The organism is Microbacterium jejuense (assembly GCF_039544225.1).
Taxonomy (GTDB): domain Bacteria; phylum Actinomycetota; class Actinomycetes; order Actinomycetales; family Microbacteriaceae; genus Microbacterium; species Microbacterium jejuense.
Genome location: NZ_BAABLG010000003.1, coordinates 16,306 through 30,858, shown reverse-complemented (window position 1 = coordinate 30,858; position 14,553 = coordinate 16,306). Strand labels below are relative to the sequence as shown.

The following is a 14,553-nucleotide window of genomic DNA, read 5'->3' as shown; positions in this document are numbered from 1 at the left end:
CGCTCAGTCGATACCTGCGACGCCGGTCCCTTCGGGGGCCGGCGATTTCGCGTTGCGCCGGCGCCCCAGCACGCCGAGCGTCAGTAGCCCGACGACCGCGCCCCACACCAGCAGCAGCTGGATGCCCGCACCGGCGAGCACGGCGGGCGTGAGCCCGGTGCGCAGGGGTACGTCCTCGAGCATGTGTCCTGCCGTATCGGCCGGGATGCCGGCGATCTCGGATCCGTCCGGCGCGATGATCTGACTCGTGCCGACGGTGGAGATGTTGACCACCGAACGCCCGGTCTCGACCGCGCGCATGCGCGCGAACGCGAGCTGCTGAAGGTTCTCGTCGGTGCCGCGGAAGTCCGCGTTGTTCGTCTGGAACATGAAGACCTCGGCGCCGTCCTTGGCGCCGTCCCACACCACGTCGTCGTAGATCACGTCGAAGCAGATCGCCAGGCCCACGCCCACGCCGTTCACGTCGAAGTACGGCCGCGCGCCGCCCGGGGTGTACTCCCGCTGGATCAGGTCGATGAGGTCCGGCGCGAACAGCCGGTAGAACCCGCGGTCGGGCACCCACTCCCCGAACGGGACGGGATGCCGCTTGTCGTACACGTCGACAGGGTTGTCGGCATCCTGCTCCCACAGCAGCGACGAGTTGAAGTACTCGTCGCCGCGCTGCGTCACCGCCGCGACGATGAGCGGCGCGTCCATGCGCGCGGCCAGTTCGTCCAGCGTCCGGGCGGTGCTCGGGTTCTGCGTCGGATCGGAGTCCACACCGCCCTCCGGCCACAGCAGCACGTCGACGTCCTCGCCGAAGAGCGGTGCGGTCGCCTGCAGCTGGGCGTTCAGCACGTCGTTGCGGCCGCGTTCGTCGAAGTACCCGGCAGGTCCGTTGCCCTGGACGGCCGCGACGCGCATGGTGCCGGCATCCGTCGTGGGGAACTGCGGCAGCGCGAACAGCAGCACGACCAGCAGCACCACCGGCAGCGGCGTCCGCAGATCGCGGAACCTGCGCAGCCGCACCCACTCGACGGCGGAGGCGCACAGCATCACGATGAGGAACGACAGCCCCGCGACACCCACCCACGAGGCGACGCTCGCGAGCGGGCTGTCGGCCTGAGTGATGCCCACCCGTCCCCACGGGAAGCCGCCATACGGCCACGTCCCGAGCAGCTGCTCCCGCAGCACCCACAGCGCCGCGACGAGTGCCGGGAGGGCGACGAGCCGCGCCCAGGCGCCATTGCGCACACGCGGCAGCCAGCGGTACGCCAACGCGATCGGCACGGCGGCGGCGGCCGTCAGCGCCGCCTCGAGGAGCGACAGCGCGAGCCACGGCACCGGCCCGAGGTAGCGCGCAGTGAACGACACGTTCACCAGGAAGAACGCCAGCCCGAAGACCAGTCCCACCAGCAGCGCGCTCCACGCGCGCCGGCCGATCAGGCTGACCAGCGTCAGCGGGATCGCCACGAACACCATCGGCCACCACGCGAGCGCCGGGAACGCGGTGGTCAGCGCCAGGCCGCCCGCGGCAGCGGCGATGACGGCGGCCCACAGCGGCAGGACGGGGCGCTCAAGGGCGGGGCGGGATCGCGCGGCGGGCACGGATCTACCCTAAGCGCGCGGCCTAGACGCCCGAGTACGCCACGATGCCCCGGCGCACCGCGTCGAGAGCCTTGCGCGCGGTCCCCGCGATCGGCTGATCCGCCACGATCGACAGCTGGTCGAGCAGGTCGATGGTCTGCTTGGCCCACCGCACGAAGTCGCCGGCGGCCATGTCCGCCTCGATCAGCACGCGATCGAGCGCGCCGCCCCGCGCCCAGGAGTGCATCGCACCCGAGAGCCCGGCGGCGATCGGCTCGGATCCCGGGAGCCGGTGATCGCGCTCCAGATCGTCGAGCTCCTGCCAGAGGGTCAGGGTCGCATCGAACGCGCCGCGGAACGCCCCGCGCGGCAGCCCCCGCTCCCCGGGGCCGCCGTCGTCGCGCCGCGGCTCGTAGACCAGGGCGCACGCGAGAGCGGCCAGGGACGGGGCATCCAGGTTCTTCCAGATGCCCCGTCGGAGGGACTCCGCGACCAGCAGGTCCCGCTCGCCGTAGATGCGCCGCATCGTGCGGCCGGCGGGCGTCAGCCCCGTCGCGCCGTCGTCCGCGATCGTCACATAGTCGAGGGCGCCCAGCACGTCCACGACACGGTCGAAGATGCGCGCGACGGTGCCGGTGCGCGCCTCGATCTGGCGCCTCAGCTTGTCGATGTCGCGCTTCATTCGCCAGTAGCGCTCGGCCCAGCGGGCGTGGTGCTCGCGGTCGGGGCACAAGTGGCAGGGGTGTCGCTGCATCTGCGTGCGCAGGCTCGCGATGTGGCGCTGGCGCTCGTCCCGCGTGCGACGCGAGGCGTTCGCGTCCTTGCGGTTGGTCTTCTCGAGGTCGCTGAGCTCGCGGCGGATGCGCGAGTACTCGGCGAAGTCGCCGCGGTCGCACGTCATCGCTTTGGCGTAGCCGGCGAGCGTCTCCTCCTGCTCCCGCACCTGACGCGCGATCCCGACGACGGCCCGGTCGGCCTGGAACTGCGCGAACGACGACTCCAGGATCTCGCGGGCCCTGGCCCGGCCGAACTGGTCGATGAGGTTCACGGCCATGTTGTAGGTCGGGCGGAAGCTGGAGTTGAGCGGGTAGGTGCGCCGCGACGCGAGTGCGGCGACGGCCTGCGGGTCGAGCCCCTCGGTCCACTGGATGACGGCGTGGCCCTCGACGTCGATGCCGCGGCGGCCGGCGCGGCCGGTGAGCTGCGTGTACTCGCCCGATGTGATGGCGACGCGCGCTTCGCCGTTGAACTTCTCGAGCTTCTCGAGCACGACGGTGCGTGCGGGCATGTTGATGCCCAGCGCCAGCGTCTCGGTCGCGAACACGACCTTCACCAGCTTGCGCTGGAACAGCTCCTCGACGACCTCCTTGAAGGCCGGCAGCAGCCCTGCGTGGTGCGACGCGACGCCGCGCTCGAGGTTCTCGCGCCACTCCCAGAAGCCGAGGACGGCGAGGTCCTCCTCCAGCAGCGTCCGCGTGCGCTCCTCGACGACCTCGCGGATCTCGCGCCGCTCCTCGGGCGTGGTCAGCTGGACCCCCGACCGCCGCACCTGCTGCACGGCCGCGTCACAGCCGACACGGCTGAAGATGAAGAAGATCGCGGGCAGGAGGTTGGCGCGCCGGAGCAGTTCGACCACGTCGGGCCGGTCCAGCCGCTCGATCCGCCGCACGTTCGCCGATCGCACCGGCCGCTTGTTGCCGCGATGAGGACGACGGCCGGATGCCTCGTACCCTGCCTGTCGTGCGCTGTTCGAGGCCTGCACGCGGTGGTTGCGCTCGAAGTTCGCGCCCTTGAACGAGCGGATGCGCATGAGTTCCTGGTTGACCTGCGCGGTCGCGATGCCCGCGCGGTCGTCGAAGAGCGGCAGCAGATCGCCGCGGACCAGCACGTGCTGCTCCAGCGGCACCGGGCGTGTCTCGGACACGATCACCTGGGTGTCGCCGCGCACGGTGTCGAGCCAGTCGCCGAACTCCTCGGCGTTGGACACCGTCGCCGACAGCGACACGAGCTTGACGCTCGGGGCGAGGTGGATGATGACCTCTTCCCACACCGCGCCGCGGAAGCGGTCGGCGAGGTAGTGCACCTCGTCCATCACGACGTACCGCAGGCCCCGCAGCGCCGGCGAGTCGGCGTAGAGCATGTTGCGCAGGACTTCGGTCGTCATGACGACGACCCGCGCGTTGCCGTTGATGTTCGTGTCGCCGGTGAGCAGGCCCACCTCGCCCTCGCCGTACACCTCTTGCAGCTCGCGGAACTTCTGGTTCGACAGCGCCTTCATCGGCGTCGTGTAGAACGCCTTGTCACCCGGCTCGCGCATCGCCAGGTGCACCGCGAACTCGCCGACGATCGTCTTGCCCGCCCCGGTGGGCGCGGCGACCAGGACGCTCCGGCCGTCCTCCAGGGCGCGGCATCCATCGATCTGGAACGGGTCGAGATCGAACGGCTGGGATGCCGCGAACGCGGCCGTCAGCGGATGACTGCGGTCATGGCGCGCCGAGTCGGTCGCGCGCGCGTAGCGCTCGGCGGGGCCGGGATCGCTCACGAGGCCTCGGGCCGGAACAGCTTCGCGTCGCGCTTGGCCTTGCGCCTGTCGAACAGCATCGACAGACCCACTGCGGCGAAGTACAGCACGCACAGGATCCCGGCCAGCAGCAGCATCGACGTGACGTCGGCGGCGGGGGTCGCGGCGGCCGCGAACACCGTGATCACGATGACCGCGACGCGCCACCCCTTGAGGATGCCGCGACCGGACACGACACCGGCGAGATTCAGTGCGACCAGGAACACCGGCGTCACGAACGACACCCCGATCACGAGCAGCAGCTTGAAGACGAAGTCGTAGTACGTCGCGTAGTCGTAGAACTGCGCGATCCCCTGGCCGTTCGGCACGAAGTTCGCCATGATCACGACCATGTGCGGCATGATCAGCCAGCCCACGTACAGCCCGACGACGAACAGCGGGATCGCCGAGGCGAGGAAGCCGACCGTGTATCGGACCTCTTTGCGCGTGAGGCCCGGCATGACGAACGCCCACAGCTGCCAGAGCCACACCGGTGCCGAGATCAGCAGGCCGATCGCGAACGCGATCCGCATGTGCAGGTCGAAGCCGCTGGAGACCGTCGTGAAGTTGAGGGCCGTGTACTCACGGCCGGCCTGCTGGGCGATCTGCTCGATCGGCTCAGACAGCAGCGCGATCACCCAGCCGCTGATGACGAACGCGATGATCATGCCGACGATCAGGCCGGCGGCGGCGATGAACAGTCGCCTGCGCAGTTCGAGCAGATGACCTCTGAGCGACATGCGCTTGTCGCGCCGAGGCTGTTCAGGCTCCTCGATGCGCGGTGGATCCGTGGTGACCACGGCAGGTCAGGAAGACGTGTCTGAGGTGCTGCTAGAGCTCGCGGGGGTGTCGGCTGCGGGCTTCTCAGGCGCCGCGTTGTCGGCCTTCGCCGACGCGGTGGGGACGTCGTCGTCCTTCATCGCCTTCATCTCGCCCTTGAACACACGCGCGGACTGCCCGACGCTCTTGGCGAGGGCCGGAAGCTTCGCAGCCCCGAAGAGGAGCAGGATCACCGCGAGGATGATCAGAAGATGCGGCCATCCGAATGCGCCCATGCGGAATCTCCTTGTCGGTGCGGATGTGGGTCCAGTGTAACCCGCTGAGGGCGGCGTGATGCCGACTTCACCGGTACTGCGCGAGTCCGGCCTCTGCCCATTCCGCCACGGCGCGACGCGCCGCGGGCGGTTCGAGCACCTCGACGACGCCGCTGCGGCGGGCGGCCAGACGCCGGAGGCTCAGCTCGTCGGCGACGCGCATCGTCGCCACTGTCGTGCCGTCGGCGGTGTCGAGCACGGCACGGTCGATGTAGTCGCCCAGCAGCGGCGCCGCCTCCTCGGGGAACCGCACGCGCGCCACCACCTCGCCCGCGTCGGTGTCGAACCAGGCCGGCGCCGGCTCCTCGGAATGCGTGCTCGGAATGCCGGTGAGCTCCAGGTCGCTCACCCGGTCCAGGTGGAACGTGCGCATCGCCTGACGCAGGTGGCACCAGCCCTGCAGGTACCACTGACCGCTCGCGATGTGCACCTTCACCGGGTCGACCGTGCGGGTCGTGGGGGCGGCATCCGGAGCCTTGTACGTGAACGAGACGGCCACGTGGCGCCGCAGGGCGTCCGCCACGAGATCACGCACCGCGTCGACGGGCTCGGGCGCCAGGATGACCTCGGCAGGGCTCGCCGAGGCGCCGCGCGAGAGCTTGGCGAGCAGCCCCGCGTACAGCTCGGTGTCGCCGACCCCGGGGATCGTCCGCGACAGCTGCAGCCCCGCCACCAGCGCGGCCACCTCGCGGGCCGTGAGCTTCGGCGCACGCTCGAGGCCGACCGCGTTGGTGATGACGATGACGTCCTGGTCGTCGAGCAGGTCCCAGTCGATGTCGAACAGGTCGTTCGCCATCTGCCAGTACCCGCGGTCGCCCGGCAGCCCGATCACCGTGAGCTTCTCGACCATCGAGCGCATCTGGGCGGGAGTCACGTCGAACTCGGCCGCGGCCTCGTCGAGCGAGACCTCGCCCTTGCCGACGAGGTAGGGCACGAGCTGGAGCATGAGCGCGGCGCGGTCGGTCGCGATCAGCGGACGTGGACTCATTCGGCGCCCCCGTGAGCGTCGCGGGTGACGACGAGACGGTCGATCACGCGGTCGCGCAGATCGGCGGGCTCGACGACGCGGACCTCGGGTCCGTACGACGCGAGCTCGTCGGCGAAGATGTGGACGTCGACGTAGGGAACGCGGATGCCCTGCTCGGCCGGGGTCGCCCGCCGGGCGAGGCGCAGTGCCGCTTCGGTGCCGGGATTGACCTCGAGCAGGGCGCTGTTGCGCGCGGCGACCGCCTCGAGGCCCGCCAGCGCCCGCTCGCCGGCGCCCTCACGCAACGCGGGATCGAACGACCCACGGGCAAGCGCGACCGGACCGACGATCCGCGAGAGCAGGAAGGTGCGATCGGCCTGCGCGTCGAGGTCGATGCCGAACACGTGCCAGCGCGCCTCGTACTCGACGAGCGCGAGCGGCTGGATCCGCCGGGTGCGGGGCGTGTCCTCACCCGGCTTCAGGTACGGGAAGGTGACCACGCGACTCGCGTCGATCGCCTGGTGGAGTGCGGGGAATGCGGGGTCGCGCGGATTCAGGCGTGGCGAGAAGCCGATGATCGGCTCGTCGACCAGGTCGCCGAGCGCTCGGATCTTGCGCAGTCCACTGCGGGCGTCGTCCGACATGGAGCTCTCGCTCCACACTCCCCCGGCCAGGTTCAGCAGAGCGAGTTCGGCGGGCGTGAAGTCGATGTCCTCGGGCAGTTCGTACTCGGCGCTCGGCACGCGGTACCGGGCCTCGCGCAGATCATCGGGATCCGCCCAGTCGCCGATCGTCTCGATCGGCACGCCGAGACCGCGCAGCGACTCCTTGTCGCGCTCGAACATCTTCTCGAGCGCATCCTTGGACGCCCCCGCTTCGCTCTGCTCGCGGTAGCCCGCGACCGAGGTCAGGATCGTGTCCTTGGTCAGGCCTTGATCGGTCGCGATGAGGGCCACCACGAGGTTGAGCAGGCGCTCCTCGGGCGGGATCTTCGCAGCGGCGGTGGCAGGCACCCGCCTATCCTATGGCCGGGCCGCAGCCCGGTCTCGGACGCGCGCGATCAGCCCTGATCCGTCGTGGGCGCGACGGCGTCCAGGCCCAGGATGTCGATGACGAAGACCAGGGTGGAGTTCGCCGGGATCGACGCCTTCTCCTGGTCCTTGTACCCCAGCTCGGGCGGGATCACGACCATGACCTGCGAACCCACGGTCTGCCCCTTGATCGCGTCGGCGAAGCCCGGGACCACGCTGTCGAGCGTGACGGAGGCCGCCTGGCCGTCCCACGTGCTGTCGAACGACTCGTCGGCGCCCCACACGACGCCGGTGTAATGGACGCGCACCGGCTCATCGCCGGTGACCTCGTCGCCGTCGCCCTTGATGAGGGTCTGGATCACGAGATCCTCGGGAGCGGGCGTGCCGCTCGGGATCGTGATGCCGGGGCGTCCGCCCGGGGCGCGCACGACGCTGGGCAGGCCGAAGCCGCTGTTGAACTGGAGCGCGCCGGTGGCCGACGCGAGGTACACCTTGCGGATGTCGAGCACCGCGACGACCGAGTCGTCGTCCTTCAGGCCGAAGCTGGTCGCGACGTCGGCCGCCATGTCGTCGGGCGACAGCGCCACCGCGATGCGGGATCCGGCCGTCGCGCAGTGCAGCGCCGTGTCGAAGCCGGGGAAGTTCGTCGCCCACTGCGACGGCGCCGACACCCGGGACAGGTCGCCGTCATAGGCGGTGGCGACGATCGGTTCGCCGGTCGCGCCGCTGAACAGCGAGACGTCCATCACCATCAGCTGGTTGTCGGACGTGATCGCCGTGCCGTCGCCGGTCACGACGTCCTGGTAGCCGAGGCTCGACGCGTGCAGCGGCGTGTACACGTCCACCTTCGGCGCATCGTCGGTGTCGCCGGTGACGTCGATGAGCTTCATCACGTCGGGTTCTGACACCGGGGTTCGCGAGCAGTCCGCGGCAGACACATTCTGCAGCGAACATCCGGTGAGGCCGACGGTCACCAGGCCCAGGACGACGAGGGCAACGGGGATCTTGCGCACCGGAACAGTCTAGGCGGTGCGCTCGGGGTGTTCCGTGCCGTCCGCGTCGTCGGCGTCCCCGGGGCGTCCGGAAGCCAGGCGGGCGCCCTCCGCGGCGCGCTCGGCCTCGCGCACCCGCTTGCGGAGGTTCTTGTCGGTGATCTGGCGGTCGCCGACGGCGCCGGGGGTCCACAGTTCCACGTCCTCGTCGCCGTAGCTCGACTTCGACGCGCGCCGCTTCACCTCGGGCGGCACCGCGCCGGGCGCGAGCCGGCGCGCCCACACCAGGAACCCGGTGTGCGCGATCATGCGGTGATCCGGCCGCACGGCGAGGCCCTCGACGTGCCAGCCGCGCACCATGGTCTCGTTCGCGTCGGGCTCGGTGAACAGTCCGGTGGCGCGGATGTACTCAGCGACCCGGCTCAGCTGCGTCGCCGTCGCCACGTAGCAGACCACGACGCCGCCGGGCGTGAGCGCGTCGGCGACGACGTCGATGCATTCCCACGGTGCCAGCATGTCGAGGACGACGCGATCGACGGATGCCGCGGCCACGGTGTGCGGCAGGTCCTCGGCGAGATCGCCGACGACGACGTCCCAGTTGTCGGGCACTCCCCCGGTGAACGTCTCGACATTGGCCTTCGCGACCGCCGCGAAGTCCTCGCGGCGCTCGAACGACACCAGGCGCCCTTCGGCGCCGATGGCGCGCAGCAGCCACAGCGACAGTGCACCGGAGCCGACTCCGGCCTCGACGACGGTGGCGCCCGGGAAGATGTCGGCCTCGGCGAGGATCTGCGCGGCATCCTTCGGATACACGATGGCCGCGCCGCGGGGCATCGACATGACGAAGTCGCGCAGCAGCGGGCGCAGTGCCAGGTACTCGTGTCCGCCGCTGTTGGCGACGACCGAGCCGTCCGGCTGGCCGACCAGCTGCTCGTGCTTGAGCACGCCGTGGTGCGTGTGCAGCTCGCCGCCCTCGCGCAGGGTGATCGTGTGCAGGCGCGCCTTGGGGCCGGTGAGCTGCACGCGGTCGCCGAGGCGGAACGGGCCGCTCGGGCGGGTCGGGTCGTCGGTCATCGCGCGGTCTCCTCGGCGGGGCTGGTCGCACTGGCGCGCAGGCGGGCACGATGGGTCTGGTGGAAGGCGGCGACGTCGTCGACGGTGCGGCCGTCGAGCGTGTCCCACAGCGTGTGCGCGCCGGCGCCGGTGAGCGACACCATGAGCGGCACGCCGATGACCGACGCGCCCGAGGCGACGGCCGAGCGCAGGCCGTTGGGCGAGTCCTCGATGGCGACAGTCTGGTCGGGCGTCACGCCGAGCGCCTCGCACGCCTGGAGGTAGGGGTCGGGGAAGGGCTTCGGACGCGTGGCGTCGTCGCCCGCGACGATCACGTCGAACGCGTCGAAGTCGATGAGGTCGACCACGGTGTCGGCCATGCGGCGCATCGACATCGTCACCAGACCGGTCTTGATGCCTGCCGCGCGCAGGTCGGCGAGCAGCTCTCGCGCGCCGGGACGGAACGGGATGCCGGTCTCGGAGAGCTGGCGCATGACCTCGGCCGTCAGGTGGTCGATGATCGCGTCGGTGCTCATCCGCACGCCCGCCTCCTGCAGGATGCGGGCCGAATCCTCGAGTCCGAGGCCCACCAGGCCGAGTGCCTGCTCGTGCGTCCAGGAGCCGCCGTAGCTCTCGATGAGCGGCGTCTCGGCGGCCATCCAGTAAGGCTCGGTGTCGACGAGCGTTCCATCCATGTCCCAGAGGACCGCGGCAAGACCAGGCGCATTCACCGTCTCATCCTCCCATAGGGGCCTCCGCGCCCTGCGGCGCCCCCGGGCCTATCCTGGAGGGAACCCCGCAGCCGCTGCGGGTGGAGGGGGTCTCGTGGACGGACTGGGTCGCCGGGTGCTCGTCGCGGCGTTCGACGGGTGGAACGATGCGGGCGAAGCCGCGTCGTCCGCCATCACGCAGCTGCGCGAGGGCGGCTCGTACGAGACGGTGTTCTCGGTCGATCCCGAGCTGTACTTCGACTACCAGTACACGCGTCCGAGCGTCGAGACCGACGGCGACGGGCGCCGCACGCTGCGCTGGCCCGAGGCGACGCTGCTGCGTCCCGCCCGCACCACGCGGGGCGGCACTCAGCTGTGGCTGCTCACCGGCGTGGAGCCCGCCCGCGCGTGGCAGGCGTTCTCGTCGGAGCTCATCGACGTCGCGCTGCGCGAAGACATCACGGGCTTCGTCGCGATCGGCTCGATGATGTCGGACGTGCCGCACACGCGTCCGATCTCCGTCTTCGCCGGCAGCGACAACGAACTGCTGCGCGGCGCGCTGGACCTCGAGCGGAGCACGTACGAGGGCCCCGTCGGCATCCTGAGCGTGCTCGGCGACGCCGCCGAGCGTGCCGGCATCCCGACGGCCAGCCTGTGGGCGAGCGTGCCGCACTATGTCGCGGGTCACACCCCGTCGCCCAAGGCGACGCTGGCCCTCCTCGACAAGCTGGAGGACCTCACCGGCGCGTCCGTCCCCCGTGGCGACCTCGCCACCGAGGCTGCCGCGTGGGAGGCGACGATCGACGCCGCCGCGGCGGACGACGAAGAGATGACGGAGTACATCCATCAGCTCGAGCGCACCCGCGACACGTGGGACTCCCCCGAGGCGTCGGGCGACGCCATCGCTCAGGAGTTCGAGCGCTACCTGCGGCGCACCGACGGCCGCGGGGGCGACGGGCCGCAGAAGCCCGGCCGCGACGAACCGCGTCGCTGAACGGCCGGGGACTGCCCCGCGTCCGCAGCCGGGCGACGCCGCCTACGCGCTGATCACGCCCAGGCTGAGCAGGACGAGCAGGGTCGAGCCCACCGCGACGCGATAGACGACGAACGGCAGGAAGCTGTGCTTCGAGATCCAGCTCATGAAGAACGCGATCACGCCGAGCGCCACGACGAACGCGACACCGGTGGCGACCGCCGTCTCGCCGAGTGAGAACACGCCCGGCTCGTCGAGGCTCTTGAACAGCTGGAAGAAACCGCTGCCGAACACGGCGGGGATCGCCAGCAGGAACGCGTAGCGCGCCGCTGCCGCCCGCTCGTAGCCCATGAAGAGGCCTGCGGTGATCGTGCCACCCGAACGCGACACGCCGGGGATGAGCGCGAGGGCCTGCGCGAAACCGTAGATCACGCCGTGGCCGACGGTGATGTCCTGGAGCTTGCGCTTCTTGGCGCCGTAGTGGTCGGCGATGCCGAGCAGCACGCCGAAGAAGATCAGCATGACGGCGGTGATCCACAGCGACCGCAGGACTGTCTCGATCTGGTCCTGGAACAGGATGCCGAGCACGACGATCGGGATCGAGCCGATGATGATGAGCCAGCCCATCTTCGCGTCGGGGTCGTTGCGCGGGATCCTGCCGAACAGCGCGCGGAACCAGTGTCCGATGATGCGCACGATGTCGCGCCAGAAGAACACCACGACAGCCGCCTCGGTGCCGATCTGCGTGATGGCGGTGAATGCGGCGCCGGGGTCCTGCGCGCCGGGCAGGAACTCCCCCAGGATGCGCAGATGCGCGCTCGACGAGATCGGGAGGAACTCGGTCAGGCCCTGGACCAGGCCCAGGATGATCGCCTCGAGAAGCATGGACGCCTTTCAGCCGTGCGGGTGACGGGGAGGGATGACGGGATGCCGCATGCCCGGCATCCGTTCACTGTCAGTAGTTGCGCAGCAGGTCGGTGAGCACGGCCTGCCCGAAGACGAGGGCGTCGATCGGGACGCGCTCGTCGACGCCGTGGAACATGCCCGTGAAGTCGAGGTCGGAGGGCAGCCGCAGCGGCGCGAACCCGTAGCCGGCGATGCCGAGCGTCGCGAGCGCCTTGTTGTCGGTGCCGCCTCCCATGAGGTACGGGATCACCGGAGCCCCCGGGTCGTGACGGCCGAGCGCTCCGACCATGGCGTCGACGAGGTCGCCGGCGAACGGGACTTCGAGGCCGATGTCCTGGTGGACGATCTCGACCTCGACGCCATCGCCGACGATGCGGCGGATGTCGGCGAGGGCTGCCTCCTCGGTCCCAGGCAGCACCCGCACGTCGACGAGTGCCTCGGCGCGGTCGGGGATGACGTTGTGCTTGTAGCCGGCGACGAGACCCGTCGGGTTGGTGGTGGTCCGCAGCGTCGAGCGGAGGAATCCGGATGCCGCACCCGTCGCTGCGGCGATCGCATCGGCGTCGTCCGACGACTGGCCTGTGAGCTCGGCCAGGCGCTCGGTCATCTCACGCGTCGCGTCGGTGAGGGTGACCGGCCACGCGGTGCGGCCGAGCGCGGCCACCGCCTCGGCGAGGCGGGTCACGGCGTTCTGGGAGTGGAAGCTGGAGCCGTGGGCGGCGCGGCCCCGTGCGACGAGCCGGATCCAGATGAGCGCCTTCTCGCCCACCTGCAGCAGGTACGCGTGACGGTCGCCGATCGGGATCGAGTAGCCGCCGACCTCGCTGATCGCCTCGGTCGCGCCCACGAACCACTCCGGACGGTTCTCGACGACCAGTGCCGAGCCTTCGACGCCGCCGTTCTCCTCGTCGGCAAAGAACGCCAGCACCAGGTCGCGCTCGGGCTGCTCGCCCGCGCGCAGCAGGCCGGCGACCGAGGTGAGGATCATGGCGTCCATGTCCTTCATGTCCACCGCGCCGCGGCCCCACAGCAGGCCGTCCTTCACGACGCCCTCGAACGGATCGACGCTCCAGTCCTCGGCGATGGCCGGCACCACGTCGAGGTGTCCGTGCAGCACGAGCGCCGGTTTGTCGCGGTTGCGGCCCGGCACCCGCGCCATGACGTTGGTGCGCCGCGGGATGGGCTCGTAGAAGTCGGGCGTCAGGCCCAGGCCTTCGAGGTAGGCGCCGACGTACTCGGCGGCCTCACGCTCGCCGACGGCGCGGCCGCCGCCGTGGTTCGTCGTGTCGAAGCGGATGAGATCTCTCGCGACAGCGGCGACCTCGGGCAGTTCGGCTTCGGGCATGCCTGCAAACCTATCGTCTCGAACCTGGGACTCGAATCAGGGAGAAACGACGAAGGCCCCCTTTCGGGGGCCTTCGCCTTCTGTGCGCGAGGGGGGACTTGAACCCCCACGCCCTATACGGGCACTAGCACCTCAAGCTAGCGCGTCTACCTATTCCGCCACCCGCGCAGGTGGTTTTCGGTTTCGCAACCGAGGAATGACATTACCACGTCACCCGGGGTTCAACGAATCGCGCGCAGCCCGGGCGCGTCAGCCCATCGACACGCCGAACAGCAGGCCCAGTACGTAGGTCACCGCGGCGGCCCCGAAGCCGATCGCCAGCTGGCGCAGCGCGCGCTTGAGGGGCGGCGCGCCCGACAGCAGGCCGACCGCGGCACCGGTCGACATCAGGGCGATGCCGACGAGCACGAGCGCCAGGACGATGGCGGTGAGGCCCGACAGGCCGAAGATCCACGGCAGCACCGGGATGATGGCGCCCGAGGCGAAGAACAGGAAGCTCGACAGCGCCGCACCCCAGGCGCTGCCGACCACCTCGCCGTGGTCCACGAGGTCGATGGGCCCGCTGTCGGCGCGGCCGCGACCGAGCGCCTGGGCCTGCTCGACGACGCGGCGGGCGCGCGCCGACGCCTCGGCCTCCGGCATCCCCCGCGTCCGATAGACGAGGGCGAGCTCGTTGGCGTCGATGTCGAGGTGCGGCAGGGCGATGTCGGCGAAGTCGCTGGGCTCGGTCGCGGCGAGCAGCTCGCGCTGCGAACGCACCGACACGAACTCCCCCGCACCCATCGAGAGGGCGCCGGCGAGAAGGCCTGCGACGCCGCTGAAGAGCACGAACTGGCTGCTGGCGCCCGTGGCGCCGATGCCCATCACCAGGGCCAGGTTCGACACCAGACCGTCGTTCGCGCCGAACACGGCTGCCCGGAAGGTACCCGAGAGCCGACGGCGGCCGCGGGCGGCGAGGCCGCGGACGACCTCGTGGTGCACCTTCTCGTCCGCGGCCATCGTCGCGGTGGCGAACGGCTCGTCGTCGTACGGCGACCGCGCCTCGGCGTTCTGCGCGAGGGCGAGCACGAAGATCGATCCGAAGCGCTTGGCCATGCTGCCGAGCAGGCTCGTGCGCGCGTCGGGGCGCGGCAGCCTCGCCGGCTCGCCCCCGAGCAGCCCCAGCCAGTGCGCCTCGTGGCGCCCCTCGGCCTCGGCCAGGGCCAGCAGGATCTCGCGCTCCTCGCCCTCGCGGCGGCCGGCGAGCTCGCGGTACACGCGCGCCTCGGCGCGCTCGTTCACGAGATACTGCGCCCATCGGCGGCGGTCACGGTCGGTCGGTGCAGCGGGCGCGCTCACTCGGGCCTCCAGTCAGGG

The 14,553-nt window shown here is 70.8% G+C and carries 13 protein-coding genes and 1 tRNA gene; 1 reads left to right on the top strand and 13 read right to left on the bottom strand.

Translation table 11 applies throughout. From position 1 onward, the window contains the following. Window positions 1-3: 3 nt before the first annotated feature. From lnt to ABEA46_RS04320, 9 genes are all read right to left on the bottom strand, one after another. A complete protein-coding gene (gene lnt / locus ABEA46_RS04360; RefSeq protein WP_345543146.1) occupies window positions 4-1,587 on the bottom strand; it encodes an apolipoprotein N-acyltransferase in 1,584 nt (527 codons plus the stop codon). Between the two features lie 22 nt (window positions 1,588-1,609). Beyond that, a complete protein-coding gene (locus ABEA46_RS04355) occupies window positions 1,610-4,108 on the bottom strand; it encodes a DEAD/DEAH box helicase (protein ID WP_345543145.1) in 2,499 nt (832 codons plus the stop codon). After that, window positions 4,105-4,866, bottom strand: coding sequence for a twin-arginine translocase subunit TatC (gene tatC / locus ABEA46_RS04350; RefSeq protein ID WP_345543143.1), 762 nt, complete (start codon window positions 4,864-4,866; stop codon window positions 4,105-4,107). Before tatC ends, ABEA46_RS04355 begins: the two co-directional genes overlap by 4 nt. Window positions 4,867-4,932: 66 nt before the next feature. After that, window positions 4,933-5,181 (bottom strand): Sec-independent protein translocase subunit TatA, encoded by a 249-nt coding sequence (gene tatA / locus ABEA46_RS04345; RefSeq protein WP_345543142.1) that lies wholly within the window; start codon window positions 5,179-5,181, stop codon window positions 4,933-4,935. 67 nt (window positions 5,182-5,248) lie between these two features. Then, a complete protein-coding gene (locus tag ABEA46_RS04340; RefSeq protein ID WP_345543141.1) occupies window positions 5,249-6,208 on the bottom strand; it encodes a helix-turn-helix transcriptional regulator in 960 nt (319 codons plus the stop codon). Beyond that, window positions 6,205-7,200 carry a helix-turn-helix transcriptional regulator gene (locus ABEA46_RS04335; RefSeq protein ID WP_345543140.1) on the bottom strand — a complete coding sequence of 332 codons (996 nt, stop codon included), beginning with the start codon at window positions 7,198-7,200 and terminating at the stop codon, window positions 6,205-6,207. Before ABEA46_RS04335 ends, ABEA46_RS04340 begins: the two co-directional genes overlap by 4 nt. A 47-nt stretch (window positions 7,201-7,247) precedes the next feature. After that, complete coding sequence (locus tag ABEA46_RS04330) at window positions 7,248-8,231, bottom strand: FKBP-type peptidyl-prolyl cis-trans isomerase (RefSeq protein WP_345543138.1); 984 nt, start codon at window positions 8,229-8,231, stop codon at window positions 7,248-7,250. A gap of 9 nt (window positions 8,232-8,240) precedes the next feature. Next, complete coding sequence (locus tag ABEA46_RS04325) at window positions 8,241-9,284, bottom strand: tRNA (adenine-N1)-methyltransferase (RefSeq protein ID WP_345543137.1); 1,044 nt, start codon at window positions 9,282-9,284, stop codon at window positions 8,241-8,243. Beyond that, window positions 9,281-9,994 (bottom strand): HAD family hydrolase, encoded by a 714-nt coding sequence (locus ABEA46_RS04320; RefSeq protein WP_345543136.1) that lies wholly within the window; start codon window positions 9,992-9,994, stop codon window positions 9,281-9,283. Before ABEA46_RS04320 ends, ABEA46_RS04325 begins: the two co-directional genes overlap by 4 nt. Window positions 9,995-10,088: 94 nt before the next feature. Between ABEA46_RS04320 and ABEA46_RS04315 the strand changes: the two genes are divergently transcribed. Further along, window positions 10,089-10,967 (top strand): PAC2 family protein, encoded by an 879-nt coding sequence (locus ABEA46_RS04315; protein ID WP_345543135.1) that lies wholly within the window; start codon window positions 10,089-10,091, stop codon window positions 10,965-10,967. Between the two features lie 42 nt (window positions 10,968-11,009). Here ABEA46_RS04315 and ABEA46_RS04310 read toward each other — a convergent pair whose 3' ends face one another. The 4 genes from ABEA46_RS04310 to ABEA46_RS04295 all read right to left on the bottom strand — a co-directional run bounded on the left by ABEA46_RS04310 (window position 11,010) and on the right by ABEA46_RS04295 (window position 14,535). After that, the gene (locus tag ABEA46_RS04310) at window positions 11,010-11,831 is read right to left on the bottom strand and encodes an undecaprenyl-diphosphate phosphatase (RefSeq protein ID WP_345543134.1); all 822 of its coding nucleotides are present in this window, start codon (window positions 11,829-11,831) and stop codon (window positions 11,010-11,012) included. A 70-nt stretch (window positions 11,832-11,901) separates the two neighbouring features. After that, entirely contained in the window at window positions 11,902-13,197 is a 1,296-nt protein-coding gene (locus tag ABEA46_RS04305) for a M20/M25/M40 family metallo-hydrolase (protein ID WP_345543133.1), read from the bottom strand. Window positions 13,198-13,280: 83 nt separating this feature from the next. Continuing rightward, window positions 13,281-13,365: transfer RNA gene (locus ABEA46_RS04300), tRNA-Leu, on the bottom strand. A gap of 81 nt (window positions 13,366-13,446) precedes the next feature. After that, the gene (locus tag ABEA46_RS04295; protein ID WP_345543132.1) at window positions 13,447-14,535 is read right to left on the bottom strand and encodes a VIT1/CCC1 transporter family protein; all 1,089 of its coding nucleotides are present in this window, start codon (window positions 14,533-14,535) and stop codon (window positions 13,447-13,449) included. Window positions 14,536-14,553: the final 18 nt, after the last annotated feature.

Coding starts and splice junctions, on each gene's coding strand:
- ABEA46_RS04310 (WP_345543134.1), bottom strand. CDS start 11,831: ATGCTTCTCGAGGCGATCATCCTGGGCCTGGTCCAGGGCCTGACCGAG.
- ABEA46_RS04325 (WP_345543137.1), bottom strand. CDS start 9,284: ATGACCGACGACCCGACCCGCCCGAGCGGCCCGTTCCGCCTCGGCGAC.
- tatA (WP_345543142.1), bottom strand. CDS start 5,181: ATGGGCGCATTCGGATGGCCGCATCTTCTGATCATCCTCGCGGTGATC.
- ABEA46_RS04305 (WP_345543133.1), bottom strand. CDS start 13,197: ATGCCCGAAGCCGAACTGCCCGAGGTCGCCGCTGTCGCGAGAGATCTC.
- tatC (WP_345543143.1), bottom strand. CDS start 4,866: ATGTCGCTCAGAGGTCATCTGCTCGAACTGCGCAGGCGACTGTTCATC.
- ABEA46_RS04340 (WP_345543141.1), bottom strand. CDS start 6,208: ATGAGTCCACGTCCGCTGATCGCGACCGACCGCGCCGCGCTCATGCTC.